A 26001-nucleotide genomic window follows, 5' to 3' on the forward strand; every position below is an offset into this window, starting at 1 on the left:
AATCAAATCGTGAATCTAAAATCGTAATTCGTAAATCTATTTGTATTTTTGTAGCATGTCAACACAAACTCAGGAAGAAACCTTCACGCTTGAGGAGATTTTAACTTCGTTGAAAACGATACACCGTTTAATTCTGTGGAATGACGATGTAAACACTTTTGACCATGTGATTTGGTGCATGATGCGCTACCTAGATTATAATGAAACCCAAGCTGAAAAAATTGCTTGGAAAGTTCATAATGAAGGTAAATGTGCCGTTCTAGAGGGTTCTTTTACGGAGATGGAAGTTTACCGAAAAATTTTGCAACAGGAAGGACTAACGGTTACAGTAGATTAAGTTTTTGCATATACTCCAGTAGCTTTTTTTTGGCCGTATGGCGAACTTTTTCTTTAAAAACATTTGTCCATCCCAACAGCCAACCACCACTTCCAAAAGCCTGCCTGGCCCATTTATAGAAATTAAAGGTATCTGTATGCCTGATAATTTTTCCGTCTTTGATTTCAAACTCGGCATCAATTTCATTAACTACCTTTTTACCTGTGGCGGTAAAAGTATAATGCGCTTCCCAGTGGGCGGTTACCTTGTTGCCCCTTTCCTCAATTCCGCCAAAGTTCATCTTCATGTCTCCGCTCCGCGATAGCAACATTTGCCACATGGCTCTTACCTGACGGGCATCAAGGTTAACAAAAACAGCATCGTTGAAAACGGCAGCCTCGTGGTAGCTGTGTTGCATGGTTTTTACATCCTTTTGTTGAAATGCGGTATAAAATTGGTGGATAAGGGTTTCGTTTGGGCTCATGGCTATGGGTTTAACAAATAAAGTTAAATTTATGAAAACAATTAACCTCGCAACAACATTAATTTGATGTATAGCGCTTATCTTAGTGTAAGCCATTAAATTTAAAACAGATGAAAAGACACGCAACCGCCGTATGGAACGGCACAGGCAAAGAAGGGAAAGGTACCTTAACTACCCAAAGCACCACCTTGCAAGACACTCAATATTCATTCAAAAGCCGCTTTGAAGAAGGAACCGGCACCAATCCCGAAGAATTGGTTGCTGCCGCACATGCGGGCTGTTTCAGCATGAAGCTAAGCTTTAACATTTCGGCAGAAAACATTACCCCTGAAAGCATTGAAACTAAGGCTACCGTAAATCTTAATCCTGAAAAGGGCGCTATTGATAACATTCACTTGGTAGTAAAAGTAAAAGCCGAGGGATTGTCAAAAGAGAAGTTTGACGAATTGGTAGCCGATGCCAAAGCAAATTGCCCGATTTCGAAATTGCTAAACACCGATATCACCTTGGAATCGGAACTGTTATAAATGCACTTGAACTCATAAATTTTCAGCCGCAGATACACAGAGATTTAAATTCCGGTAGTATTTAAGATATCCTCTGTGCATCTGTGGCAAAATAGTTCTTCTTCTAACTAAAAACTACGTTGATTTTTTACAAAAAATAGTACATTTGGCTTTACCGCTTATTATTGTATTTCATAGTTACTAATGAAGAAGTTTTTTTTACTGTTGGTTTTAGTCATTTTTACGCTAAACGCCTTTTCGCAAAATGTTTTCAGCCTATTTGGCAAAGCAAATTCCTTTTTTGATTTATTTGCCGCAGGCAAATTCGAAGAAGCCCATAATTATTTTTCCGAGGAAGGAAAAACAAAGGTTACCGCCGAAAACCTGAAACAATTTTGGACCGCTTTAGAAAACAGACTTGGAAAAGTTAAGGCTATAGACGCTACGGGCAGTAAAACGCAGGGCGATTTTTATGCCATTACCGTAAGCGGTGAATTTGCAAACGACACACAGGACTTTGTACTGGTTTTCGACAAATCAGAAAAGCTGGTAGGTATGCACCTGCCTCCAAAAGCCATCACTTATAGGTCTCCTGGTTATGCCGATTCAACGCTGTACAAGGAAAAGTCAACTTATATTCAAACGCCGGGGCATCAATTAGCAGCAATAATTACCGTTCCTAAAGATGGAAACAGTTTTCCCGTAGTGGTTTTGGTACATGGTTCAGGTCCTAATGATATGGATGAAACCATTGGCCCAAATAAACCATTTAAGGATATTGCGGCCGGCCTAGCGGCTAATGGAATTGCTTCGGTTCGTTATGTAAAAAGAACCTTGCTTTACCCGGGCGAGTTCAGTAAAGCCTTTACTGTAAAAGAAGAAGTATTAGATGATGCCTTACAAGCGATTGCATTGGCAAAAACCATTGAAGGTGCTGATCTAAAAAACATCTATGTCCTTGGTCACAGCTTGGGCGGAATGCTTGCTCCACGCATTGCAACACTTGCACCGGATATTAGAGGGATTATTTTGGCAGCAGCGCCCGCTCGTAAACTTACCGACCTGATCATCGAGCAGAACAAATACTTGGTTTCCCAAAGTAAAGATACCTCGGCCGTTTTGCAAAAATCACTTGCAGACGCCATTACCGAAATTGAAAAAACCAGATTTATGAAATTAGGCAAAATGAAGCCTGATTCTCTTTTCCTAGGCCTGCCCGCAAGTTATTGGGTTGATCTGAACAATTACAATCAGGTGGAAGTAGCAAAAACACTAAAACAACGCATCTATATTGTTCAGGGCGGTTATGATTTTCAAGTTTCTGAAGCAGATTACCTTTTGTGGAAAGATGCTCTAGCTGGTTACAGAAACGTTGATTTTAAATTATATCCAGATTTTAACCACCTGTTTAGTCAGCAACAGGAAAAGGGCAATGCCTTGCAATATCAACAACCCGCTAACGTAGAGCAACGGTTTATTGAAGATTTATCAACCTGGCTGAAAGCACTTTAGAAACTATTTTCTGGATCTGATTTTTCGATAGGCCACCGACCAACGTTGGGCCGTTCTCTTGCGCATCAACGGCGTAAGGGTATTGATTGATGTCAAAGTTATCTTCGTTCCAAAGCATAGTCTTATACGCTGGCAAGTATTTTTTCCAAGATTCAAGGCATTTAACGGCCAGTTAGGGCATTTCTCCACGTCCAAACCAACAATAATGAATAATCTTAGGGATCATGAGCTTAATTTTCCGACGTATAAAACCTTGTCACTTTGCATTTTTTATATTGCGATACTTTTCTGACCAAGCATTTGCAATTCTCTTTCCTAACAAAAAATTAGCCAATTTACCGAGGAGGCTTTGCTTGGTATGTAGCCACGAGCCTGCAAAATGATGGATACAGTAGGTATTATGGGTTCGCTTTATCTTTAAAGTTTTCCAGCTTTTAGGGCAGAAATAATCGCTCGGATAAATGGTACAGTAATCTGCGATTTCCTGGAAGGTATTATTGATTTTTATACTTCTTTTATCCTTCATAAAAGCCGTAATAATTTCTGTATTGGGGTTTACGTCCAAGCTACCGTCTGTCAAGTAAAAACTTCTGTTTTGGTAGTGCAATAGCAGGTCGTTAATCCATTGGCCATTTTTTTCGCTGCCCATAATTGCGGAGGATAACAGCAGGTTATCTTCAAAACCTGTGAACGCTTTTTTTGCAAGGATTTCTTGATCCAAAGGCTTCAAAAACTCCACATCGGTATCCATATAGATCCCGCCCATTTCATTCAAAGCGTACAATCTACATACATCGGATACAAAGGCAAATTTTCTTTCCTGATATGCCTCTGCCGCAAAGCGAAAGCTATGAACGTCGAAATTATCTTCGTTCCAAACCTTGATCTCAAAATCAGGAAGATACTTTTTCCAAGATTCTAAACACTTCTCCGCAAGCTCCGGCATTTGGCCCTTACCAAACCAACAATAATGTATAATCTTAGGGATCATAAATTCACTTTTTGTCTCAATTTATCGAAAATATCCGCTCTGGTTGCATTGTTAAATCTCATAAACAAAGTTACTACAAGCAAAATTATGCCTAAAACCAAGCTGTTGATGATAAACATCAGCCAAGTATTCACTTCAAATAAATTCAACTGTTTCCAACCGTAACTGATGCCAATTAAAACCGTAAAACCTGCCAGCCCTTTTACGATCTTAAAAAAGAAGTACCACCTGCTTTCCTGTAAACAATAGGCGGCATACAGCGGCGTAAAAGTTAAATGGCTGAGCACGCCACTAATTAAGGCTCCCACAGGGATCGAATATACCCCAAGGGAGCTATATTTACAAAGTATGATAACCAGCACGAAGTTGAAAATGGAGATAAAAATGCCCCAAAAAGAAGCAATCCGCAACTTATTGGTGATCACAAAAACGTGGTAAACCGTTTCTATCGTCCCATGCACAATAAAAGGCACCAAGGTAATCACCGATAAAATATGCAGGGCGTGCGCATCCTGCGTTGGCAGCCAAAGCTTAAAAAACACTTCTCCGTACACAAAAAAGACGGATAGCGGCAGCAAAACAACTACGAAAATGGCTTTAAAAGAAAGGTCCAAAGTTTTTTTCAGCCTTCCCATGTCATTGTTTGCGTAGGCCTTCAACATTTCGGGTAAAAATATGGGCACAATAATCCCCAAAAGGATATAAATGGCATTAGGAATGAACTTGGTAAGAGACAAAAACCCCATGCCAGATGCGCCAAAAAAATGGTTCGCAATCAATAAATCCAACTGTGTGTTCACCACATTGGCAAGGGCCATAATAGAGTTCCAAATTCCTGAACCTACAATCACATATAGTGCGCTTTTAGAGAAAAAAGACCAGCCTATCTTTACTTCGGGAAGTAGTTTTTTGGTAAGCCGATAGTTGGCAATAAACATATAAAAAGCCGTTACTGCCGTAACCACTCCCAAGAAATAGATTTTTGGGGTAAAGAAATAGAATAGCAATATAATTGCTCCCAGTTTCAGCACATTGGAAATAATGTTGATAAACGCCAGCTTATCAAACCGGTTAAGTGCAAACGCCGTTACCTGAAAAACAGCCGAAGAAACGTTGATCACCAAACTGAGGAAGATAAAAATGAACAGCAGCCTTACATCATGGATGAGCGCAGTAGGGATATCCAATACCTTATCGATAAAAAGACAGCATAAGGCACTCACTAAAACAAAGCCCAGTGAAATAAGGATATTCCCAAAAAGCACCGAATTAAAATAGGTATTTGCTTCCTTGATATCCTTTTTCTCCAAGCTGATGGTAATATATCGGCTCGACATGGAGTTTAAGGCCGTGGTAATGATGCCCGCATACATCACAAAATTGTTTGACAATGGAAAGAAACCATAGGCTTCCTTGCCCAGATGTTCTACGATATAGGGGGTTAGAAAAAACGAAATGCCAACGCCTGAAATGGCACTGAAAAAGTTTGAAACTAAGTTGACAACGAAACGTCTTTTATCCATACCCAAAAACAGCTTCGCTAAAATACTTGTTTTATGTTTAAACTTTAACTCGTTTTACGAGAAAATGTGTTTATTTTGTTGGTGATTTCCGCTTTGTAAACTTCAACTTATATGAGTTTAGCACCACTTGTATCCATCATTACACCTTGTTATAATTCTGCCGATTTTATCGCCCCTACACTGCGCTCGGTATTGGAGCAAAGCTACCAAAATTGGGAACTGATTGTGGTTGATGATTGCTCGAAAGACGACACCTGCCAAATCGTAGCAGGTTTTGCAACCGAGCATCCTAATATTAAACTGGTTAAACTGCCACAAAATGGTGGTGTAGCCAACGCCCGCAACGTAGGTTTAGCCCATACAAACGGGAAGTATGTTGCCTTTTTGGACAGTGACGACATTTGGCTGAAAGACAAACTGCAGAAGCAGGTTGCCTACATGGAAAACAAAAACCTGGCCATGACTTTTTGCGCCTACCACAGAATTGATGAAGAAGGAAAAATTATTTCTGCAAAAATAGCGGCTCCTTATCGTGTAAGTTACCGTCAGTTGTTGTCGCACAATGTAATCATCTTCTCTACATCGCTTACCTTAAAAAGTGCCATTGGCGATTTGAGGTTTAAAAAAGCGGGGCATGAAGATTGGATCTTTTGGCTTAATCTATTCAAAAAGGGCATTGCCGGATTTGGCATTGATGAGGCCTTAGTGTGGTATCGAATCAGAAAAGGATCAGTATCGGCCAATAAATTAAAAGTGATTGGCTACACTTGGAAAATATTAAGGGAAAGCGAGCAATTGGGTTTGCTTGAATCAATCTACCTGTTTACGAAGTATGCTTTTGCTACGGTTTGGAAGAGGTTGAAATAGTATTTTTTAACTCGATCTCAACACGAAGAATTTGAAGAATTCCCAAAGAACGCAAAGGAAACACTATTTAATTGGATAGCCTAAATCCCTGCTGTTTTTGCCATGGGTATAGTTCCACCATAAACCTTTAAAGGCCCATTTGGCTAGCGCTGGCTGCTTATTAAGCCAGAATTTAAGAATGGCCTTTGGGCAGGCAATTAAAGTGAAATAAACAGAAAATAACACCGTATTTAACCAACCCGTATTCTTCCTGATGAACAACATCCTGTTGCGGGTGTTGAAATAGATTTTTAAAGGACTTGCCTTGCCTACGCTAATAGATTCCTTATGGTACACATAGGTTTTGCCGGTAAACCAGATTTGCTTGCCAATGCGTTTAAACTTCTCGCACCAATCCAGTTCTTCGTAGTATAAGAAATAAGTTTCATCCATTAAACCAGCTTTAAGTAAATCCGCTTTGCGGCAAATTACTGCAGCGCCATGGCAAAAACCTGTTTGATAGGATTGATTATTGAACTGTCCAACATTTTTTTCAAACTGACCCACATAAGCGTTACGGGCTACCAGATAATCCATGGGCGTGAAGCCCGCATATTGCACCAGGTCCTTTTGGTCAAAATACAGCAGCAGTGGTGATAGCAAACCAATGTTTTGATTTGCTTCTAATTCAGCTATCAAAGTTTCAATACAGCCTTCAGGAATTTCGGTATCGTTATTCAACAGAAAGAGGTAATCGCCCTTGGCCTGTTTAATTCCAAGGTTATTTCCACCTGCAAAGCCTAAATTTTCTTTAGATTGGATGTAGGTGATATTCCCAAAATAAGGCGTAAAAGCAGCTTGGTTACTTTCCTGGGCACCGTTATCCACAATAACGATTTCCACCTCAGATGGGCCATAGCAGCTAGCTATAGACTTCAACAAATCTATCGTCACCTCAGCTTGATGAAAATTGACGGTAATGATGGTGGTTAGTGGCATTGATTTTTTCCTTCCTGCTGTCGTTCTGGGCATAGCGAAGAATCTCCCAGATTTCTCCCTGCACCGGAACAACAAACTATGATGTTATTATTCTACAGTTTTAATCGCCTTGTAAATTTCTTCTGCATTTTTTTCCCAAGTATGGGTGTTTGCAAATGCAATGCGTTCGTTAGCTAAAGTTGCTGAATTTTCCGCCAAAGCTTTTTCTGCTAGCGATACATATTCCTCTTTGGTTTCGGCAAGGTAAACATAGTCTTCAAAAATACCTACGGCTTCGGTTCTGGTGGCAAGCGTTGGTTTACCCATAGCCAGGTATTCATCTATTTTACGAGGATAATTGCCAATAGTCAAGGGATTTAGCGCCTGAGGGTTTAAACAAATATCAAAGCCCTTAATGTAAGCTGGCAAAGTTTCTGGTTTCTGCGGTCCCAGGAAAAAAACATTCTCCATTTGGTGAAGCTTGCTTTTTTTAAAATCCTCGTCTTGGGGGCCCACTAAAACAATGCTCCAATGGGGCCTTTGCTCCGCTAAATGCAACAAGATGTGCTCATCAAGCCTTATGGACAACAAAGCGCCAACGTAGCCTAAAATTGGCTTTTTGATCGGCCAAAGAGTTTCCGGGATTTTAACGTTATCGTCATTTTTAAATAGCCCAAAATCACAACCTTGGCCAACATAAAAAGAATGTGGGTTATATTGTTTGCAGTAGTTGGCCAAATAAACGGAATTGGCCACACACAAATCACTTTTCTGAATCAGCTCGGGCTCCAAGTACTTTCCGTGCTTACCCCAATAAGGCGTAGCCAACAGGTTGTCGCGGGAGTAATAAATACTGGTGCTAGGATTTAAAAGCGCTTTCAAATGATAGCTCCTGAACATATCGCTATCATTAAACAAAATAAAATCTATAAAATCCAACTGCTTTATGGCCTTTTTAACAGATTTCGCAAACCTCTTATTATTGATTTTATTGAAGAATCTGAACAACGCAGTAGGCTTGATCCAATTAATGGATTCGTTAATGACATCGGGGTAGTACACCCAAAAGTTAGGCGCTATTTGCTGCAGTCCATCTTCTTGGCCATTGATTACTCGCATGCGCTTTTTTACGCCATCAGTATGGCCTTGCTGAAATTTTGTACGGCGGTCCAACGGAGCATTAATGTACAACACTCGGTTGTGTTTGCTAAATTCCAGCGCTAAATCTTTGCAGTTACTACCAATTGGGGTATCCCACGGTTGCTGACCCACAACGATAAAATCTCTGTTTTCAATCAGTGCCATTTGTTTAGGGGTTATGATTTGCTCTTTTATATGCACCCAACCCCCTTATAAATCCAAGGATTCCAAAAATTACAGCAGGTATGGCGAGTATTTCTAAAGGCATATCAATGAGTTTCTTTTTCTACAGGTTTATGGCTATGTGGCGTTACCATGAATGATTTTTTGGCTTTACCGATACTGAAGAGAGCCACCATCATGCCCAGCATTGCCCTAGGAATTTGAAACAAAGCCACGTAAAGGCGCTTGTCGGTATAAAATCTTTTAGGGACAGCAATGGCCAGTGTAAGGCAAAGACTTAGGAACAAAGCTATCCAAAAGCGGTAGGATGGCCCAAAAGGGTTAAAAAAAGCTTGTGCCGCCATCACAAAAAGCAAGGCCAATAGCAACATCCGTGGCACTAAAAAGGTTTGCAGGCTTTTGTTGAAGAACTCAAAATTCCCCTTAAAAAGTTGGGCCAAGCCTTCAAAAGCATATTTCTTTAAAAACTCCACTTGTGAGGCAATCCAACGGGTACGTTGTTTGGTAAATACTTTGGCGTTTTCTATTTTCTCATCATAAACATAAACATCATTCAAATAGGCTACTTCAATTTTATCTTTGGCAATCATGAAATCCAGTTGCTTATCTTCTCCAACGGTTTCGCCAATGTTATTTAACAGATGCCTGAAATATTCAAATTCAAAAGCCATTCCCGATCCAATAAGCGCTGCAGACAAGCCCACTACGGCATGCCCTTTGCGGAAAAGATGATTGTTTACCTCTTCGTTGCAGGCATCTAAAAATGCAAAACTGCTATCCATGTTTTTGGCTATGCGGTGCGCCTGCACTACTTTGTTACCTTTTTCAAAAGCACCGTTAATATACCACAGGCATTCGTCACTCATCACATTGTCCACATCCAATACTACAGCAATATCAAACCCATTATTTGCCAATTGGTTCATGGCAAACTGCATGGCCTTGCCTTTGGTGCTTTTTTCAAAAAACACTTCAATTACGCGTGCACCTAGTTCCTTAAGGTGAATAATGGTTTCTGGCTGCAAACCATCGGCAATAACCACCACTTCAAAAGCGCCTTGATATGGTTGCTTTAAAGCCGTTTTAACACTCTCCAAAATCACCACATTTTCCTGATAGGTAGGAAACAGTACCACAACTTTTCGGTAAGTATCAGCCTCTTTTTTTGACTTGGGCAAATTGAACAGGCCTACCAGCGCAAAAAAGGCCAGGTAAGCGCAATTGAGCAACAAATAAATCCCCAAAGCCCAAAATAAGATATCCAGAAAGCCATTAATCATCTCCATCGGCTTTTAATTTTTTAGCTTTTTCATCCAACCATGGTGAAATAAATACAAATGACCATGACATAAACATAATTACGGAAGAGGGCAATCCATTCATCACTTCGTTACCGTAGCTACAAATAAAGCAGCCCACCGTTCCTGAGGTTAAGGCAATCATCTTCGTCTTTAGTTTGGGGTCCTTTAAGTTCCAAACAATACCGCTGCATTTTCCGATAATGTAGGCGTTGATGCCAAACCAAATGAGCAAACCCACAATTCCGTACATTACCCATACCTTTACCCAGTAACTATCTGGCTGTATGTTGGCAATGGGCTTGTCGGCATTGTAAGTGGTTCCGTTCATTCCGCTCATTCCCAACCCTGCGCCAAAAGGTTCGTCTCTGAGCAGGATTTTGAGTTTTTTCTGGTTCTCCATCCGCACGTTAAAAGAAGCGTCTTTAGGATCGAGTGCGCTGCGCAATCGCCTTACCTGAAAAATTTCATCTCCAATTTTAGTATATTTTAGGGTGCCAAAGCCTGCAATTGCGAAAGCACACCCAACAATGAGCAATTTAAAATTCTTACTTAAAAAAAGGGCATAGGCCAACCCTGAGGCCAGTGCAAATAAAGCTCCCCTTGTTCCGGAGATTGCCATACCGTACAGCATGAGCACGGCAATAAGGCCAAAAATAAGCCTCTTGATGATGGAGAATGGCCCCATGGCCAATACCAGGGCAATAACCGCCATAATGGCTTGCGAAGCACCAAACTGCCCCGCATCAGAGTAGATGGAAAATGCCCGCAGTTTTCCGCCCAAGATATGTGTTACATGGTTGCCGGCATCTAACCATTGCCGCTCACCGGCGGTTAAACCAATGTACAACTGTTTAACACCATATAGCGTGGCCAGGCAAGAGAAGAACAGGATAAACCCAATAAAGCGGTTTAAATCGGCCAGTTGGTTAAACAGCAAGAAAACCACCGGAGCAATCAGCAACCAACTCAATGCAGTAAACCTAAGTTCATTGAACCATCCCGTAAAACTGCCGCCATAAGGATTAAGCACTTGCAGCACACTGATACCGAACCAAACGAGCGATAGCATCACATGCTCGTTTTTTAGGCTTTTCCAATTAAACTTGTTCATGTTCACCAAAATACTGCCCCAGGTAAGCAGTAAAATAGCATCCATGGCCAAACCTACAGGGATATCCAAAAAGGTTTTAACTACAAAACCTAGTACAAAGCAGTAGGCAAAATAAAAGATGAAAGCAATGCGTGGATTATTAAAAGATGCGATAACAAAAGTACCCGCCCCTGCCAAAGCCAACACGGCCAAAGGGCCCAAAAACCCATAGCGTTGGGTAGAACCAGCAACCAGGATGGACAGACTCATCGCTACTAAAAAAAACAATAATTGCTTTTTGTGATTGCCAATATGTATGTGTAAATTTTTAAGCATCAACTTGCTTATTTTTGTTTCACACCATTAATTAACCAACCTATAAATTTTTTGTCGCTATTTAACAGTTTAATCGATTCTTTATCTCTTTCGCTGATAGAATTTCCAGCCATAAAAGTGGCCAGATATTTTTCGGTAAACAAAATCCATTCCTTTACATCGGAAACACTATTTACGGCATCCAAATAAACAAGGATGAGGTCGAACTCGTTTTTAAGGCCTTTAAATATTTGCGCAACGCTTGGATTATCCTTGTTTTCGAGCAGGGAAACGCCTCCCAAATCGCTATTTAAAAAAGTAATGCGATTGTTTTTCTTGAGTGTAAGGCTTTCGAGTACGGTTTTGAGCGATTGGTCGGCAGGGATATTCCACCGTTGTATTTCCGATGCCATTTCCGCGTTACCAATCAACAAAATCTGCTTATCTAATCGGGCAAAAGCGTAAGCCAAGCTTACGGCAGAAAATATGGCGAACTTGTCGGGATGTAGTCTGGTAATACCCAAAATTTTCTCTTCGCTTGAGAGCGCCCTATCAACTTCAAAGCGTATTTCCCGCAACAAGTTCTTATAGGTAAGATGGTCTTTATCGTACGCTGCGTTTTTCCAAATTTCATCAATATCTCGTTGTGAGGATTTGATATAATTTAGTTCGCCGATAACCCTGCCCTTTGTTGCCGAAGCCAATTGTTTTTTGTTGTTGAGGGACCGATCCAGGATATGGATCACAAAAAGTACGCAAAAGCAGATCACAAAACTTGCAATGGCACTTAAGGCCATGAAAATAATTTTTCTGGAAGGTTCCGCTGTGGTAGGTACGCCTTCCTGCTCCAAATGTAACCGCAAGCCAATGTTCTTGTCCAAATTGGTTTGGTTGTAGCGATTCAGCAAGTCGAGGTATTCCTTGGTGGCCACATCTGCATCACGCTCAAATTTCTGCACACCGGCATCAAACGGTACCATGGTAGAGAATTTGGCGTTCAGCTTAGCCAGCTCACGGTCAATATCTTTGATACTGGCCCTGGTTTTGTCCAGGTCAATGCCCAGCGAAATGCGGCGTTGCACCAAGGTTTGTTTGGCCACCACAGGATCAGCCACATAATTATCGTTGGTTTTTACCAGTTGTTGGTTGAGCAACTGTTGCAGGGAGTCAACTTTTTTCTTGTCGGCAGCTTTAAAGCCACCATCAATATAATCGTTATTGGCGGCCTGCACCTTATTTCTAAGGGCAATTACCGCTTGGTTGTCTGTAGATAGCTCGGCACCCAAATAACGATCCAAAGATGGGTTGTTTAATTTGGTATTGAGGTTATTTAAGGCCGTTTGTAGCGACTGCAGATCGATTAGGGCCTGAGATTTTTTGTTTTCGTAATCAATAATTTGCTGGTAAACAATTTGTGATTGCTTGTCGAGGTTCAGCACTTTATTTCTGATCTTGTATTCCTTTAACTGCTGATTTTTATCATTCATCACCGCTTCCTTTTTTTGAAGCAATGAATCGAGCACCAAAATAGATTGGTTTTTATTGCTGATAAGATCTTGGCTGTAGTTATTGATAAAATCTTCGGAAAGCGTATTTACGATAAACACCGAAAGAAATGTGTTTTCCGAAGTATATTCTACGGTAATGAAATCACTATTGTCTTCGTGGGTAATCGATAATTTTCTGGCAATGGTTGGCCCATCATATCCCATTGATTTTACCAAGTTGTAAAACTTCACTTCGTAATTATCAAAAGGTGTAAGCACCTGCTTTTTTGCCAGGCGCTCTTCAAAGCCCTTAATGGCCTCCTGCCTTTGTGCTTCGCTGAGCGCATTTACATCATCGCTTTGCACTTTAAAAGGCTGGCGGGGATTTTTCAGGTCGTGCAAAATCAAACGATAAGACAGAATGCTCATGTTTTTGGGCATTGCCATGATATCCATGATATTGGTAAACTGCTGGTTGATCTTGATTAAAAGATCTGGCCCGGAATAAGAAGGGACTTCCGGCGCTACCTGACGCGACGGGTCCAGTAACCCTGTAGATAGTTTTGCCTGCGATTTGTATTGCTTGGGAAGGTTTTTGACAAAGAGGTACGTTACAAAGAGGGTTATTGCCGGAATAGCGATAATCAGCGTTTTGTATTTAGCAATAAGATTTAAAAACTCTTTAATATTCATATTCGCCTATTTCACTTCTTCCAATTTTTTTCCGATCAGTGCCTCTAATGAATTTTTTGCCTTTAGCATATTCAATTCGGCCTGCAATTTTTCTGAGCTTGAAATAGAAGTAAGGGACTTGGCCTTGGTGTAAACATCCAGGGAAACCTCTCCTTTTTCAAATTTATAACGAAGTCCATCGCTGGATGTTTTGTTATCCAAATAGGCTTGGTTTTTCACTTTCAGATCGCTAAGCCATTGCAGGTATTCAAAATATCGCTGTTTCACTTCGGTTTCGAGTAAAATATCGTATTCTTTGGTTAAATAAGATGCAGCGTTATATTCCTCTCTGGCCTGCTTAACCAGTGAGGGAGTACGAAAAAACAATCCCAAATTGAGGTACACCCCAAATTGAAATCCATTGATGGAATACGGGTTGGTGGTATCCACAATTGCCGCATTGTCCGGACGATAGAAGTAAGATACGTTCATCGATTCTAGATAACCCGCTTTGGCTACACCTATTTTTGCCTTTGCGCTCAATTCACTAGCCCGATACATCTTCCTTTTGGGATAGTATTCTTTAGCTAAATCAACGTATTTTTGCAATTGGGGCGGGTTTATTTGGCTCGCGATATCATCTTGCGCCTTAACTTGCACGTTAATTGCCACAAAAAACAACAGGATAAACAACCTCTTTACTGTCATGGGTAGTATTTTTACACCTTTTCTTTTTGAAATAGAACAGGTACGGTCATTAAAATTATTTTCAAATCTAACCAAACCGAAAACTTTTTGTTATAAAAATTGTCCAATTTTTTACGTTCACGATCAGACATATCACTTTTTCCCCGCTTGATAATTTGCCAAAGCCCAGTAATGCCCGCCGGGCCCAAAAAGCGCATCGACCATTCGTTGGTGGTTAACTGTTCAGCTTCATACAAAGGCAAGGGCCTATTGCCCACAATGGACATATCGCCCTTAACCACGTTAAATAGTTGGGGGAGCTCGTCAATACTGGAGTTCCTTAAAAAGTTGCCCAATTTGGTTACCCTTGGATCATTCTTCATTTTAAAAAAAGCAGAATCTCCATATTGGTTTGCAGTTGTGGACTTTAAAGCCTCTACTTCTTTATCCGCATTGGCCCGCATCGATCTAAATTTATAAAAATCAAATATCTTATATCCCGTTCCCACCCTTTTACTGGTGTAAAAAACCGGACCTTTCGAATCTAGTTTAATGAGAATAGCGATGAGGACAAAGAAAGGGCTTAACAGAATTAACGCGGTTACGGAAATGGTTAAATCTAAAAGTCGTTTTAGGAAGGGTGTTTTATATTGCTGCAGCGGTTGCTCCGGCAGGTGCTTAAGCTGTTCGTTAAGAATTTTATATGCGGATAAAAACTGCAAGCGCAATTTAACGTCAGCAAAGGAAATATCGGGCGAATAGCAATCGCTAATCCTGGCTTCGAAAGCCTCAGCCGTAATTGCGGGGTCTTTCTGCGTAAGTAAGAAAATCACCGTGAGGTTTCTGCTCAGCCAATTTTTCCTCAAGGACGACACCAGTGCAAACGCTTCGCTGGCGGAAGCTGGTTGCACCTCTATCAGAATATTTACGTCAAGCTCATATACCGTAAGCCTGCTCACCATTTCGTACAGGTTGCTAAAACTTGAAGCTTTTTTTACGGTACTGTTTTCACTACTAAAATTGTTCACAATATCCGCATCGTACTGGTTGGCGTAGTAAATGATATTAACCCTAGATTGCGGCATGCCAAATGAGCTCGTTTCTTGCATTTCGATGTCTAGTTTAACAGGTTTTGGATACTTTCTTTCAACTTACTTGGATTAAACGGTTTCGGCATCAACAAGTTGAAACTATAAGGCAGTTTTTCTGCTAAATCTTCTAATGAATAGGCTGCCGAAAGCAGTATGATGGGAATATCCCGATAGTACCCGCTTGTTTTGAGGCTTCGGACAAAGTCGAGGCCGTCCACGTAGGGCATTTCCAAATCGGAGATGATCAGATCAGGCATGTGGCCTTCGTCCATCCAGCTAATTGCTTCCAGCCCATTGTTGTGTATCACCAGCTCATAATCTTTCTTCAAAATAAATTCCAAAAGCTTGAGTACGGTAATTTCATCATCAACCAGCAAAATCAGCTTTTTACCTCGAGGTGCTTTCCAATTTGGAGACGGCATATTCAGGATAATTTTTCAATGTTGTTTTAGAACGATCTAAGCTATTAATAAAAACTCAATTATTACTTCTTTTTGTGATAATTTACCCCCCTAAGAAAACGATTTTATTTAAATCAATTCGATTTGCCTTTTAATGCTTTCTTCTAATGAAATCAGTGTTTCTGTTCGTTGTATTCCTTTAACCGCCTGAATTTCCTCGTTAAGCACGTGGCGCAAGTGGTCTGTATCCCTACAGGTAATTTTTGCAAACATGCTATAAGCGCCCGTAGTGTAGTGCAGTTCCACCACTTCCTTGATTTTGCTCAATTGCTCCACAGCGTCTTTGTAAAGCGAGCCTTTCTCCAAGTAAATCCCTAAAAACGCAGTAATATCATATCCAGCTTTACGTGGGTCGATAATTAAATGCGAACCCCTGATAATTCCCATATCCGCCAGTTTTTTCATACGCACGTGTACGGTACCTCCAGAAACGATCAATTCTTTGGCAATTTCTGTATAAGGTTTGGTCGCATCGTGCATCAACTGCGTAAGTATTTGAATATCGAGGTTATCAATTTCTAAATTTTGAGTTTCCTTTTTCAGCATAAATTACATTTTTGTTAACTATTTGTAAATATAAATGAAAATATAATAAAAATAAAATTAAATCATTAAAAAATTTGCAACGTATTTAATAAAGCTCCTATATTTGTATCAAGCAAATGCCGGAGGGCAGCTTGCAGTTCTCAGTAAACAGTTTGCATTTTCTAAGTGCTTGTTGAGAATTGAGAATTGAAAACTAAAATGTAGGGTGGTGAAATTGGCAGACACACCTCCTTGTCTCGGTGGTAGAGAAATTGGGAAATCCGGCAACGGCACAACCACTCTATGAAGGTTCGACTCCTTCCCCTACAGCACTATGTTATAAGTAGTAAGTTGTTAAGTTATACGTTTTATTTGCAAAACGTTACTTATAATTAAAACGTATCACCTATAACTTGGTAAAAAATGTTGGGTGGTGAAATTGGCAGACACACCTCCTTGTCTCGGTGGTGGGGATTATGGGATAAACGCAGTTTATGGGTTGACCACAAATTAATTTTTGAACTGTAGCTAACTACCCCTTGAAGGTTCGACTCCTTCCCCAACAGCCATTTTTATAAATAATAAGTTAGTTAAGGAAGCGGTTCTGGATTGAATCGCTTTTTTTTATTTCCATCATTTTTCAAAGACCATACTTTGCCAATTTTATCAACAAACAACAGATAAGCAGCCGCCATGGTCAAACCAAAATCTGGGAGCGATAAAAATGCGGCTATAAAGATATGAAATATTAAGCCTACGGGCACAAGCCATTTCCTAAAAGCTCTGTTCCAAATCAGAAAAGGGAAGCCCAGCTCAAAGATAATTACCCCCCAAGAGGTGGCTAAACATATCACCGGGTTAGAAAACCACTGCGGAACCAACTGGAAATTGGTGTAATACTCCAAATGCCAAACTTGTGCCATAAATGAACCGTCCCACCAACTGGGCTTCAGGATTTTGCCATAGCCGTTTAAAAAATACAAGCCACAAATATTAACTTTGAGCAGCAGTACCGTGGCATTGTTCAGGATCCAGCTTACCTGCCCCTTTACGGCATTTTCGTTCACAAAAATCAATGCAAAAACAAAAAAATTAAGCAGCTTATCTCCGCTGTTGGTTGCAAAATAAAACAAACTGAGATAGTTGAGGCTAATGATGAAGACTGCGATAGACAACCATCGCTTTGCGGCAAACACCATACTCATGGCTACTATTACACAAGCCAAGCACCACCAAAGCTGTACCAAGGGACGAAATGGCGGCCAAAACATCACCTTTGAAAAGCTAAATCGCACGATCATGCCCTGTGCATCAACCACGTGGTGGTAAAAAGTTTTGAGCTCAGGCCAAAGCAACAGCATTTTAAGCAGGAGAACCAAATACACCGCCCTTCTGAACCAGTACAGCTTGGCATTACTTCCTACTTGGTTCGTTAAAACCACCTCGGTATCCGTTAAAAAGCGTTGGAAGCGGTTCATGGCTGATATTTAAATTTAAGGATGGTTTTTAAGGCTTTTGGCTGCCTAAACTTTTGATGTACGATCAGTTCCAGCGAATCGGGTTTGCGGTTTTGGTTGTGCGCATAAAAAAGATGCAAGGTAAATGCTTTGAACTCCCTGCTGGCCATCATTTTGGCGTTTCCATTTTTACGGCCAATATATACGGCTTTCTGGCTAAGTCGTTTATCCAAGCGATTATGTTTTAAGGAGGCCAGGCGCCCTTTGGAAACATATTCTTCAAACAAGGGCTCTTCCAAAACTTGCCAAGCCGTCCATTTTCCATCCTGGTAAAACCTGTAAGTTGTGGCATAAGCTTTCATTGAGGCCTCGTTCACAAACAAACTTCCCAAGCCTGTAAAATTTCGGGCCTGTTGGAATTTTGGGCGCAGCATAGGTGGAATCAGTTTTTGCACAAAAACAAACGCCGAAAGAAATACCAACGTATAAACTGCAAAAACACCACAAATAAAGATGACAACAAAGCGCTTCATTAGTTTCAAAACTAACAAAAAATCCTCCTGTTGTGAGTGCACAAATCAGGAGGATTTTAAAAGATTAACCGAACTGCTTATTTAATTCCATATTTATCACTGAATTTTTTGTCCAGTTGTTTATGCAGATTGTCCAAATTGATATCTCTGCCTTGAATAAAAGCTTTTTCAATTTTGTTGCTCTTCATATCCAAAGCATCACCGGTAGACACAAACAGGGTGGCATCTTTGCCAATTTCCAAACTCCCTACGGTTTTATCTACCCCTAAAATTTTTGCGGTGTTCAGCGTAATGGTTTGCAATGCCTTTTCTTTGTCAAGGCCCCAAGTAGCTACGGTTCCTGCCATAAATGGCAAGTTGCGTTGTTGCCAAAAGTCATCGATGCTTACGGCTACCGTTACGCCCGCATTGTACAATATCGCGGCGTTTTTATACGGCATGTTCACATCGTCGTCAATATTGTTTGGCAAAGCGTGTGGCTGTTTCACAATTACCGGCACGTTGTTTTGCTTTAAGAAATCAGTGATCAAATAAGCATCGCTACCGCCAATAATTACCGGCGTAATGTTGAACTTTTTAGCAAAGTTAACCGCGGCCACAATATCCTTTTGCGTATTGGCGGTAATATAAAGCTTTTGTTCGCCCTTGAACAATTTGGCCATGGCCGCAAAACGCGTATTGGTTTCCGCAGGTTTTGCGCCTTCGTTATATGCTTTGGCTTCGGTAAAGAAACTGTTCAATTCCAAAATAGCATTTTGCGTACGCTCGGCCAATGATTCCGGAGAGAAAGCCATTCTTCCACCAAAACCACCTCTGAACCGGGGAGTAGCGGGCCAGCTTACGTGCATGCCATCATCGGTTTTAAGGGCTGCATCTTCCCAGTTCCAGGCATCTAACTGAACAATAGATGAGCTACCAGAAATAGCCCCGCCGCTAGGCCTAATCTGCGCCATTAAAACCCCGTTGCTACGCAGGGTTGCAGGCACTTTAGAGTCGGTATTGTAGGCTACAATTGACCTGATATGCGGATTAAGGCTACCTATTTCCTGGAAATCCAAGGTCGCTTTTACCGATTCGTACTCTACCAAACCTAAAGTATTTACGGGTGCAATAAAGCCAGGATAAATGTGCTTGCCATTTACGTTGATCAGCTCGCCGTCGTTGGTTGCAAATTTTACGGTAGTTGCGTCGCCTACGCCTGTGATCTTGCCTTTTTCGAATACTACGTAGCCGTTATTGATCACCTGTCCATTTCCGGTATGTACCACGCCGCCCAATAAAATCACTTTTTTGGCTTGTGCTTTGGCTGGAGAGATATTGGCTTGCGCAAATGCTGATATACTTGCCGCAAGGGCTAAAAACAGGGTTAACATTTTCTTATTCATGGTGATGTCCTCCTTCTTCAGTTTGTATGGCTTCAAAACCATTTGAATAATCGCTGGCAGTTTCGCAATTGTACAAGGTAGAAGTCATGCCCATCGGACGTTGAGTTCTTCCGCCTTTATTTTTACTGTCTAACATTTTTTGGATCAATCTTGCTCTTTCTACCTGTTGCTGCTTCAATTTTTGGGCATCTTTATCGATATCCCAATATAAAACCCCATCTACGAAAGTTTTTTCGGCTTTGGCATAAATCGATAGCGGATTGTCTGACCAAACCACTATATCGGCATCTTTACCTGCTTTTAAACTTCCAACTTTATCATCAATATGGAGCATTTTAGCGGGGTTTAAGGTTACAAATTTAAAAGCCTCTTCTTCTGGCACGCCGCCGTACAGTACGGCTTTACCCGCTTCTTGGTTTAAACGACGAGCCATTTCGGCGTCATCAGAGTTGAAGGCGGTAGTAATACCTACGTTGTGCATGATTTTTCCGTTGTAAGGGATGGCTTCGGCCACCTCAAACTTGTAGGCCCACCAATCAGAGAAAGTAGAAGCTGCGATACCATGAGCTTTCATTTTATCAGCCACTTTATATCCTTCTAAGATGTGCGTGAAAGTGTTGATTTTAAACCCTAAGCTATCTGCTACATGGATCAACATGTTGATTTCCGACTGTACATAAGAGTGGCAGGTAATGAAACGCTTGTTATTCAAAATTTCTACCAAGGCATCTAATTCTAAATCTCTACGTACATTATTTCCTTTTACTTTTAAGGCCGCTTCATAGTCTTTAGCACGCGTAAAGGCATCCACAAAAGTTTGCTCAACTCCCATACGGGTTACCGGGAAACGTTGTCCGCTACCGAAGTTACTTTGCTTCACGTTTTCGCCCAATGCAAATTTGATGAAACCATCAGCACCAGCAAATTTCAACTCTTCTGGCAACTTGCCCCAACGCAATTTGATCAATTGCGACTGACCGCCAATTGGGTTTGCCGAACCATGCAGAATTTGCGAAGTAGTTACTCCACCAGCCAACTGGCGATAGATATTTACGTCTTCCGAATTGATGATATCGCCGATACGCACCTCAGAAGAAACCGATTGTGCACCTTCGTTGATACCGCCTGTACCTGCAATATGCGAGTGCTCGTCGATAATACCTGGGGTCACGTGTTTTCCAGTAGCATCAATTACTTTTGCCGAACCCGCAGCCAAGTTTTTACCTACCGCTTTGATTTTACCATTCTCTAAAAGCACATCAGTATTTGGAAGGATACCATCTTTTTCGTTAGTCCAAACGGTAGCATTCTTTAACAATACGCTTTCTGCCTTAGGCAAAACCTCGTTACCAAAAGATTGGAATGGATAAATAAGCGGGCCGTTAGCGGCTAACGCAGGTTTAGGCTCTTCTCTTTTTGGCATTTCTTTGCCGGCTTCCCTAAAAGTAGCCGTCCATTTGCCTTCGGTACCATCGCTCAAAGCAGCTTCGCCTTTCATGGCAATTGGCGATTCCGAAGAAATATATCCCGTTAAGCGGACATCTCCCTTGGGATTTTTCTTTAAGTTGAAGTTTAAGGTCACCCAATCGCCGTTGCGGGCAAAAGTTGCAGTAGTTTTTACACTATCGGCACCTGATCTTTCGATAGCTGCCGTTGAAGGCCCGGTAATTTTTAAGGTTAGTGAACCAACGCCATCAACATTTAAGTTGTAAACGCCTTTCAAATCGCTTACATCCATTTTGTTCACGATGTAACGTTTGCCTTGCACCCAGTTTTCGTGGATGATGTTGCTGCTCTTGAACAGATTATCTGAAGTGATCAGGAAATTGGCCAATTTACCTTTTTCGATAGAGCCAACTTTCTCGCTAATGCCCAACATTTTGGCTGGTACTTCGGTTACTGAAAGCAAGGCTTGTTTTTCGGTCAAGCCGTTTTCTATCGCAGTGCGGATATTGGCCCAAAACTCGCGGGTGTTATCTAGCCCAAAAGCGGTTAGCGCAAAGTTGATCCCTGCTTTTTCCAACACGCCCGGGTTTGACGAGGCCATTTCCCAAGCTTTCATTTGTGCCAAGCTCACATTTCTAGCCTCGGCCGGGTCTTCTACATCGTAGGCTTTTGGATAAGCAATTGGGATGATCAGGCTGGCACCAGTTGCTTTAACCGCATCTATGCGCTGGTATTCATCGCCGTTGGACTTGATGATGTACTGCTTGCCAAATTCCTTGCCAATTTTATCGGCACGTAGGATATTTTGCCATCCATCGGCCTCAAAAATCTGAGGTAGGTTTTGTTGTTTGTTAAATTCCTCTAACGAGATGTTGTACTCTTCTTTTTGACCTTTGTACCAAGCAGCATCCAAATAGGTTTGGCGCAATAGGGCGATGGAACCCATTAATGAAGTTGGATAGTCGTTTGAAGAGGTTCCTTTGTTGAAAGAGTAGTTGGCCGCCGTTTGGTCTTTCAAGAAAACCTTGTGCTCAAACTCATCGTTTAGCGTTACTGCGGCCGAGGTTCCGCGGGCAATACCATCACGGTTGATCACGTTTACACTACCAAAACCAGCTTTCCGCAATTCGTCTGCTTTTTTGTTATCGATCGCAAAAATGGTTCTTACTTCTGTTTCAGGCCTGATGGCCGCATTCCAGTTGTAAGGTCCCTTTTTTGTGGTGGTAAAGATAGACTGGCGCTGCCCCCCAAAACCACCTCGCTGTGCGGCGCTTGGATCTGTAGCAATGCCATAGCTGCTAAATGCGTCAATTAATGAAGGGTAAATGTATTTCCCCTTTAGGTCAACAACCACGTATCCTTTTGGAATTGCGGTACCAGTACCTACTGATTGGATGACCTGGTTTTTGATTAGCAACACCCCATTGCTAATGGTTTGGTTAGCGTTTACCACAATAGTTGCATTGGTTAAGGCATATTGCCCCGACCGCACATCAGCAGAGCCGTTTACAGGAAATGTTTGCTGTGAAAATGCAAATAAAGCAGAAAACACCAACGCAAGCGCTAGTAAAATTTTCTTCATGTTGTTAGTTAATGTTTTAGAAAGCTTAAAGCTATTGATAAATCAGAACTTATAGATACTATATCTTACTTTTTACAAAAAAAGCCACACTTTAAAAGTGTGGCTTTACAAATCATTTATTTATTCTTGATTAAAAACCGTAACGCAAACCAATTTGTGCTTGCCAAGGGTTACCCGATGGATTAATTACACCAGTATTATTTACACGATAATTAAATTGACGATTTACAGTATCGTAGTTTGGAATTGCAGGAGTTACAATCGCACCCGAACTATTTCTAACAGCAGGTGTTCCCAATGCATATAATGATTGATTTCCAAACGTCTCTGTCACACCCCATTTCTTATTCAATAAGTTTGCAAAGTTGAAGATATCACCAGAAATTTCTACGCTTTGCTTTTTCGCTTTACCAATCTTCAATTGATAAGCCAATCTTACGTCTACCGTACCGAAGAAACTATTGATACCACCATTACGCTCTGCCATCTTTCCTTCATATTTTAAAATGTAGTCTTTCAAACTTTGGCTAGCGTTAGGATTATCAAGCAATGCTTGCAAACCATTACGAACACTTGCTGGCACATTAGGGTTATTTCGATCAAAAACAAAAGCCAAATCATTTGTAGCTACGAAATCTCCATTATTATTAGCTCCAGAAAGCAAAGTATAACGTGTACCGCCAATTCCCGAATAACGAACGCCAACTTTAAAGCCAAAAAATGTAGGCAAAGTACCATAAACTACTACTTTATGTCTAAACTGTCCATTTGAATAGCTCATTCTACTCAAATCACGTGGATCATCAACCACTGGTAATGACAAAGTTGCAGAGTTGGCTACGTTACCATTAAAAGAGGTATTGTCTTTGGCATCGTTCCAAGTATAGCTAGCCGAAATTTCCCCATCTTTAAAGTATCTCCAGTTTCCATCAACCACTACGGCAAATTGGTTTACTTTACCTTTACTATTCAATTCCAATACACGACCGAAAGCTGTAGTTAAACGGCCTGTTTTCCAGTCTGGTGTTCCATTTTCAGGAATTGAAGGAACAAAAACTCCTCTGTTCCCTTCGTTAGCTAGCCTAAAAATTGGATTAGCCACCATGTTTCTATCTACATACATGTAGTTGTTTCTTGCGAAGGTTGCATAACCTGTAATCCCTATACGTAAATTGTCATTAATTAATTTATTATAAGACAAGTTTGCTTTATAAACTACTGGCATTTTCGCGTCCTCCGCGTAAGTATTGATTGTTGGCACTTGGAATTGCGATAAAGTTGGCACCTGTGCGGTACCGTTTCTATAACCGATAAAATCTGGTGTTGGCACATTTGCTCCAGTAACATCAACCGTTGCAAAATGCTTTCCATCAAAAGAAAGATTATTAATGGTCACATAGTTGTTTACATCAGATCCAAAGATACCCGCTCCAAAGCGTACGTAATCTGTATGTTTTTCGTTCACATCCCAATTGAATTGGATACGTGGCTGTATCAAAAACTGTTTCAATTCGTGATCGGTTCTTACACCAATGGCATTAAACAATTCTTGGTTAAGTGGCGATTTAGGATATTTACTATAGTCGATACGTAAACCTCCGGTAAATTCTAAACCTTTAGCCAATTTCGTTTGCATTTGGCCATAAATTGCCGTGTTCCAAATACTTGCTCTCACACTAGGATCATCCATCAAAGGTACTTCACGATAGAACAATACTGGTCTAAGATTATCAAAATCCTGCATCGCAGTACCAACACTATTTGTGTATTCGAAACGACCATTCACTTCACTTCCATATAAGGAAAGCGCATTGGTGTACATCAAGTCTAATCCAAAAGTGTATTTAACCTTATCTGTATTGTAATAGAAATTATCTACCAATTGGATGACGTTATTGGTAAAACCTTCTTGAGCAAAACGATGACCTCCTATTTGAACTGCAGTAGACAAATTTCTTCCTCCCAAAGGTGATATCAAGTTCTTTACGATAGCTCTTGGTATCGGACCTGACAATTGATCCCCTTGTGAGCTTTCTTGGAAAGTGTACAAATGTTGCACCTTCAATTCGTTGGTTACTTTACTGCTAATGCTAGAACGAAGCGTAGCTAATAAACTGTTATCTACGTTTTTATCATTACCATAACTTTCTAAAAAGTTAATCGACGTGTTATCGCCCAATCCTAATGGGTTTCTATCATTGGTATAGTTATCCCTTACGGTTAACAAGTGCTTGTCGCTGATTTGCCAATCTAAACGAACAAAACCAGCATCGGTACCACGTTTTTTATCGAAAGTACCATATTGCGGGGTGTTTGCTACGCCATATTTTGTTCTGGCTATGCCTAAAAATTGACTTAATGTTGCATTGGTAATATTATACCTTGCTGCATCCGCATCAGTTTGCACATCGGCAATGATCAAAGGACGAGCATCTTTTTGATGATCCCAACCTACAAAGTAGTGTAATTTATCTTTAATGATTGGACCTCCCAAGGTAAAACCATATTGGTAAGTAGAGAAGTCGTTTGTTCTTTTGTTTCCTCTAATATCTTTACCGCTAGCCAACCAGTCTGCACGACCGTAACCAAAAGCGCTACCCGAAATTTGGTTGGTACCTGATTTGGTTACCGCACTAATGGTACCACCACCTGCACGACCTAAAGTTACATCGTATTGGTTGGTCACTACCTTAAACTCCCTTACCGATTCGATCGAAATTGAATATGGTGCACCGCTTCGGCTGGTAGTACTACCTGCTGAAGTTGGGTTCTTCGCCGTCATCCCATCGATGGTAAAATTGGTAGAAGAACCTAACTGCCCTGAAATTCCTCCGTTTGCAGCTAGCGGAGAAAGGTCCGTTAAGCTGGAGAAGTTACGACCATTAATCGGCAATTGGTTCATGGTTTTGGAAGAAATTTCCGTTGAAGCGCCAAACTGTTCTACTTTGTTCCGTAAACCGTTACCGTTAATTTGTATGGCCTGTAAAGTTTGTGCCGAAGTTTGCATGCCTACATTGGCTCTTACAGCATCGCCCTGATTGAGCATATAACCAGAAAGGGTTTGCTCGCCGTAACCCAAAAAATTAACTTTGATGGTATAAGGCCCACCCAAAGGAAGTTCCTTAAAAGTATAATCTCCCTGGGCATTGGTTCCCCCCTTGGTGGTAAAACCTGTTGATTCATTTTTAACCTGAACCGAAGCGCCAGGAATAGGCTTCTTTTCCTCGTCGGTTACCTTGCCCGAAATAGATGCTTGCGTGGTTTGGCCATTTGCGTGAACAAAGCTCAAAAGCAAGATCATCAACGTTGATAGTTTAAATAAAGCTCGTTGCATGTAAAATTCTTTAATTGTTTATCAGCAAAATTGCCCGGGGCAGATTAACTCTGTTACTTTCAAAAATTAACTATTTATGAATTTAAGGCCCAAATTTTAAGTTTATGTAAACAAATACAACAAAACGAAAACAAAAAAACACCGGAACAAACCATT

At 40.9% G+C, this 26001-nt stretch carries 21 protein-coding genes and 2 tRNA genes; 6 read left to right on the plus strand and 17 right to left on the minus strand.

Features of this window, described 5'->3' with window-relative positions:
• Positions 1–55 precede the first annotated feature (55 nt).
• Positions 56–337 (plus strand): ATP-dependent Clp protease adaptor ClpS, encoded by a 282-nt coding sequence (locus DUT71_RS00535; protein ID WP_113647264.1) that lies wholly within the window; start codon positions 56–58, stop codon positions 335–337.
• Here the strand turns inward: DUT71_RS00535 and DUT71_RS00540 are convergent.
• Entirely contained in the window at positions 324–800 is a 477-nt protein-coding gene (locus DUT71_RS00540; protein ID WP_113660606.1) for a nuclear transport factor 2 family protein, read from the minus strand. The two genes, DUT71_RS00535 and DUT71_RS00540, sit on opposite strands and share 14 nt — an antisense overlap.
• 110 nt (positions 801–910) lie before the next feature.
• Here DUT71_RS00540 and DUT71_RS00545 point away from each other — a divergent pair, with 110 nt between their 5' ends.
• Both DUT71_RS00545 and DUT71_RS00550 read left to right on the plus strand, forming a co-directional pair.
• Positions 911–1327, plus strand: a complete 417-nt coding sequence (locus DUT71_RS00545; protein ID WP_113660607.1) for an OsmC family peroxiredoxin — start codon at positions 911–913, stop codon at positions 1325–1327.
• A 183-nt stretch (positions 1328–1510) separates the two neighbouring features.
• Positions 1511–2818 (plus strand): alpha/beta fold hydrolase, encoded by a 1308-nt coding sequence (locus tag DUT71_RS00550; RefSeq protein ID WP_113660608.1) that lies wholly within the window; start codon positions 1511–1513, stop codon positions 2816–2818.
• A gap of 256 nt (positions 2819–3074) precedes the next feature.
• On the opposite strand, the gene DUT71_RS00560 is transcribed toward DUT71_RS00550, so the two are convergent.
• The gene (locus DUT71_RS00560) at positions 3075–3809 is read right to left on the minus strand and encodes a glycosyltransferase family 32 protein (protein ID WP_113660609.1); all 735 of its coding nucleotides are present in this window, start codon (positions 3807–3809) and stop codon (positions 3075–3077) included.
• Positions 3806–5332, minus strand: coding sequence for a lipopolysaccharide biosynthesis protein (locus DUT71_RS00565; RefSeq protein ID WP_113660610.1), 1527 nt, complete (start codon positions 5330–5332; stop codon positions 3806–3808). The genes DUT71_RS00560 and DUT71_RS00565 overlap by 4 nt, the downstream gene beginning before the upstream one ends.
• A gap of 111 nt (positions 5333–5443) precedes the next feature.
• On the opposite strand from DUT71_RS00565, the gene DUT71_RS00570 reads away from it, so the two are divergent.
• Positions 5444–6199 (plus strand): glycosyltransferase family 2 protein, encoded by a 756-nt coding sequence (locus tag DUT71_RS00570; RefSeq protein WP_113660611.1) that lies wholly within the window; start codon positions 5444–5446, stop codon positions 6197–6199.
• Between the two features lie 63 nt (positions 6200–6262).
• Here DUT71_RS00570 and DUT71_RS00575 read toward each other — a convergent pair whose 3' ends face one another.
• The 9 genes from DUT71_RS00575 to DUT71_RS00615 form a co-directional block, all read right to left on the minus strand.
• Entirely contained in the window at positions 6263–7177 is a 915-nt protein-coding gene (locus tag DUT71_RS00575; protein ID WP_113660612.1) for a glycosyltransferase family 2 protein, read from the minus strand.
• Between the two features lie 87 nt (positions 7178–7264).
• Positions 7265–8461 (minus strand): glycosyltransferase, encoded by a 1197-nt coding sequence (locus tag DUT71_RS00580; protein WP_113661066.1) that lies wholly within the window; start codon positions 8459–8461, stop codon positions 7265–7267.
• A 104-nt stretch (positions 8462–8565) separates the two neighbouring features.
• Positions 8566–9765, minus strand: coding sequence for a glycosyltransferase (locus DUT71_RS00585; protein WP_113660613.1), 1200 nt, complete (start codon positions 9763–9765; stop codon positions 8566–8568).
• Entirely contained in the window at positions 9752–11206 is a 1455-nt protein-coding gene (locus DUT71_RS00590) for an O-antigen ligase family protein (RefSeq protein WP_113660614.1), read from the minus strand. The genes DUT71_RS00585 and DUT71_RS00590 overlap by 14 nt, the downstream gene beginning before the upstream one ends.
• A gap of 8 nt (positions 11207–11214) precedes the next feature.
• Positions 11215–13365: a GumC family protein gene (locus DUT71_RS00595; RefSeq protein WP_113660615.1), complete on the minus strand. Its 2151-nt coding sequence runs from the start codon at positions 13363–13365 to the stop codon at positions 11215–11217.
• Between the two features lie 6 nt (positions 13366–13371).
• Positions 13372–14052 carry a TolC family protein gene (locus DUT71_RS00600; RefSeq protein ID WP_113660616.1) on the minus strand — a complete coding sequence of 227 codons (681 nt, stop codon included), beginning with the start codon at positions 14050–14052 and terminating at the stop codon, positions 13372–13374.
• A gap of 11 nt (positions 14053–14063) precedes the next feature.
• Positions 14064–15140: a sugar transferase gene (locus tag DUT71_RS00605; RefSeq protein ID WP_113660617.1), complete on the minus strand. Its 1077-nt coding sequence runs from the start codon at positions 15138–15140 to the stop codon at positions 14064–14066.
• An 8-nt stretch (positions 15141–15148) separates the two neighbouring features.
• Positions 15149–15544: a response regulator gene (locus DUT71_RS00610; protein WP_113660618.1), complete on the minus strand. Its 396-nt coding sequence runs from the start codon at positions 15542–15544 to the stop codon at positions 15149–15151.
• A gap of 108 nt (positions 15545–15652) precedes the next feature.
• Positions 15653–16129 (minus strand): Lrp/AsnC ligand binding domain-containing protein, encoded by a 477-nt coding sequence (locus tag DUT71_RS00615; protein ID WP_113647279.1) that lies wholly within the window; start codon positions 16127–16129, stop codon positions 15653–15655.
• A 199-nt stretch (positions 16130–16328) separates the two neighbouring features.
• Here DUT71_RS00615 and DUT71_RS20130 point away from each other — a divergent pair.
• Positions 16329–16438: transfer RNA gene (locus tag DUT71_RS20130), tRNA-Asp, on the plus strand.
• Positions 16439–16532: 94 nt separating this feature from the next.
• A tRNA-Asp gene (locus tag DUT71_RS20135) sits at positions 16533–16677 on the plus strand.
• A gap of 21 nt (positions 16678–16698) precedes the next feature.
• On the opposite strand, the gene DUT71_RS00620 is transcribed toward DUT71_RS20135, so the two are convergent.
• The 5 genes from DUT71_RS00620 to DUT71_RS00640 all read right to left on the minus strand — a co-directional run bounded on the left by DUT71_RS00620 (position 16699) and on the right by DUT71_RS00640 (position 25845).
• Positions 16699–17586 carry an HTTM domain-containing protein gene (locus DUT71_RS00620; protein WP_113660619.1) on the minus strand — a complete coding sequence of 296 codons (888 nt, stop codon included), beginning with the start codon at positions 17584–17586 and terminating at the stop codon, positions 16699–16701.
• Positions 17583–18098, minus strand: a complete 516-nt coding sequence (locus DUT71_RS00625) for a hypothetical protein (protein ID WP_113660620.1) — start codon at positions 18096–18098, stop codon at positions 17583–17585. Before DUT71_RS00625 ends, DUT71_RS00620 begins: the two co-directional genes overlap by 4 nt.
• Positions 18099–18175: 77 nt before the next feature.
• Positions 18176–19519, minus strand: coding sequence for an amidohydrolase family protein (locus DUT71_RS00630; protein ID WP_240186815.1), 1344 nt, complete (start codon positions 19517–19519; stop codon positions 18176–18178).
• Positions 19476–22511 (minus strand): amidohydrolase family protein, encoded by a 3036-nt coding sequence (locus DUT71_RS00635; protein ID WP_113660622.1) that lies wholly within the window; start codon positions 22509–22511, stop codon positions 19476–19478. Before DUT71_RS00635 ends, DUT71_RS00630 begins: the two co-directional genes overlap by 44 nt.
• Before the next feature lie 130 nt (positions 22512–22641).
• Entirely contained in the window at positions 22642–25845 is a 3204-nt protein-coding gene (locus tag DUT71_RS00640; RefSeq protein WP_113660623.1) for a TonB-dependent receptor, read from the minus strand.
• Positions 25846–26001: the final 156 nt, after the last annotated feature.

This window comes from Pedobacter nanyangensis (assembly GCF_003313505.1).
Lineage (GTDB): Bacteria > Bacteroidota > Bacteroidia > Sphingobacteriales > Sphingobacteriaceae > Pedobacter > Pedobacter nanyangensis.